1 rRNA gene is annotated in these 2700 nt (G+C 55.5%); it reads left to right on the top strand.

The features are described from left to right. Positions 1–365: 365 nt before the first annotated feature. A 23S ribosomal RNA gene (locus F4692_RS20615) occupies positions 366–2700 on the top strand; the annotation flags it as partial.

The following is a 2700-nucleotide window of genomic DNA, read 5'->3' as shown; positions in this document are numbered from 1 at the left end:
GTGCTGGGGGTTGGTTGAACACACTGTTGGGTCCTGAAGGATCAGCCGTTCTGGCGGCGCCTGTTGTGGGCGTGTCAGGGTGTCTGGGCTTCTGGTTCCTCCTTTCGCCTGAAGGTGCTTGTGCGCTGGAGGGGGTTGGTGGGGTTGTTGTTTGAGATCTGCATAGTGGACGCGAGCATCTTCGCGACTGGTTCTTCCTGCCTGTGGTGGGGAGGGTGGTTGCGAATGTGTATGTAGTGTGTGCCGGCCAGTCTTCCTTGTCTTGAGGGGTTGGTCGGTGGCCATCCTTGCCCTTGATTGTGGGTGGGGGTGGTGTGTTTCTTTTGTGGTGTTGTCTTCGATGGTGTGTTGTTCTGACGTTGTTGAGACAAGCTATGAAGGGCACATGGTGGATGCCTTGGCATCAAGAGCCGATGAAGGACGTTGGAGCCTGCGATAAGCCCTGGGGAGTTGGCAACCAAGCTGTGATCCGGGGGTGTCCGAATGGGGAAACCCAGCACGAGTCATGTCGTGTTACCTGCACCTGAACACATAGGGTGTGTGGAGGGAACGTCGGGAAGTGAAACATCTCAGTACCGACAGGAAGAGAAAACAACAGTGATTCCGAGAGTAGTGGCGAGCGAAATCGGATGAGGCTAAACCGTTTCTGTGTGATACCCGGCAGGGGTTGCAGGAACGGGGTCGTGGGACCGCTCATCAGGTACTGCCGTGCTTGAGCAGAGTAAGAAACCAGTGTGGAAGTCGAAGCCGGTTGGAAAGCCGTACCGTAGAGGGTGATAGGCCCGTAGACGTAAGACGCTGGCTCTGGAGCGTGTTCCCAAGTAACACGGAACCCCTGAAATTCCGTGTGAATCTGGCGGGACCACCCGTTAAGCCTAAATACTCCTTGATGACCGATAGCGGACAAGTACCGTGAGGGAAAGGTGAAAAGTACCCCTGGCGGGGAGTGAAATAGTACCTGAAACCGTGTGCCTACAATCCGTCGGAGCTTTGGCCTTGTGCTGGGGTGACGGCGTGCCTTTTGAAGAATGAGCCTGCGAGTTTGCGGTGTGTTGCGAGGTTAACCCGTGTGGGGAAGCCGTAGCGAAAGCGAGTCCGAATAGGGCGATTCAGTAGCGCGCTCAAGACCCGAAGCGAAGTGATCTATCCATGGGCAGGTTGAAGCGTCGGTAAGACGACGTGGAGGACCGAACCCACTTAGGTTGAAAACTGAGGGGATGACCTGTGGATAGGGGTGAAAGGCCAATCAAACTTCGTGATAGCTGGTTCTCCCCGAAATGCATTTAGGTGCAGCGTTGTGTGTTTCTTGCCGGAGGTAGAGCACTGGATAGCCGATGGGCCCTACAAGGTTACTGACGTTAGCCAAACTCCGAATGCCGGTAAGTGAGAGCGCAGCAGTGAGACTGCGGGGGATAAGCTCCGTAGTCGAGAGGGAAACAGCCCAGACCATCAGCTAAGGCCCCTAAGCGGTGACTAAGTGGAAAAGGATGTGGAGTCGCATTGACAACCAGGAGGTTGGCTTGGAAGCAGCCACCCTTGAAAGAGTGCGTAATAGCTCACTGGTCAAGTGATTCCGCGCCGACAATGTAGCGGGGCTCAAGTCATCCGCCGAAGCTATGGCATTCAGCGAATACATCAGCATCCACTTGATGGGTGTTCAGTGCGCTGGATGGGTAGGGGAGCGTCGTGTGGGCAGTGAAGCGCCGGAGTGATCCAGGTGTGGAGGCCACACGAGTGAGAATGCAGGCATGAGTAGCGAATCACGGGTGAGAAACCCGTGCGCCGAATGATCAAGGGTTCCAGGGTCAAGCTAATCTGCCCTGGGTAAGTCGGGACCTAAGGCGAGGCCGACAGGCGTAGTCGATGGACAACGGGTTGATATTCCCGTACCGGCGAAGTTGCGCCCATGACGAACCTGGTGATGCTAACCACCCGAAACTCATCGGACCGGACCCTTCGGGGCGAGGCTGGTGAGCGGAGCGTGGGACCCGAGCTGGTAGTAGTCAAGCGATGGGGTGACGCAGGAAGGTAGCCCAACCACAGCGATGGTTGTCTGTGGGCAAGCGTGTAGGACGTGGTGTAGGCAAATCCGCACCATCCACTTCAGTGTGGAGTCTGAGACGTGACGCGGAGCCATATATGGCGAAGTGGGTGATCCTATGCTGTCGAGAAAAACCTCTAGCGAGCAACGAGCCGCCCGTACCCCAAACCGACTCAGGTGATCAAGTAGAGAATACTAAGGCGATCGAGACAACCATGGTTAAGGAACTCGGCAAAATGCCCCCGTAACTTCGGGAGAAGGGGGGCCGGATCCGTGAACCCACTTGCTGGGGGAAGCGGTGATGGCCGCAGAGACCAGGGGAAAGCGACTGTTTACTAAAAACACAGGTCCGTGCGAAGTTGTAAGACGATGTATACGGACTGACTCCTGCCCGGTGCTGGAAGGTTAAGAGGACCGGTTAGATCGCAAGATCGAAGCTGAGAATTTAAGCCCCAGTAAACGGCGGTGGTAACTATAACCATCCTAAGGTAGCGAAATTCCTTGTCGGGTAAGTTCCGACCTGCACGAATGGAGTAACGACTTTCCCACTGTCTCAACCATGGACTCGGCGAAATTGCACTACGAGTAAAGATGCTCGTTACGCGCGGCAGGACGGAAAGACCCCGGGACCTTTACTATAGTTTGGTATTGGTGTTTGG

Source organism: Nocardioides cavernae, from assembly GCF_013410035.1.
GTDB classification, from domain to species: Bacteria; Actinomycetota; Actinomycetes; order Propionibacteriales; family Nocardioidaceae; genus Nocardioides; species Nocardioides cavernae_A.
Note: the sequence above shows the minus strand (reverse complement) of the source record. Positions and strands in the feature narration are given on the sequence as shown.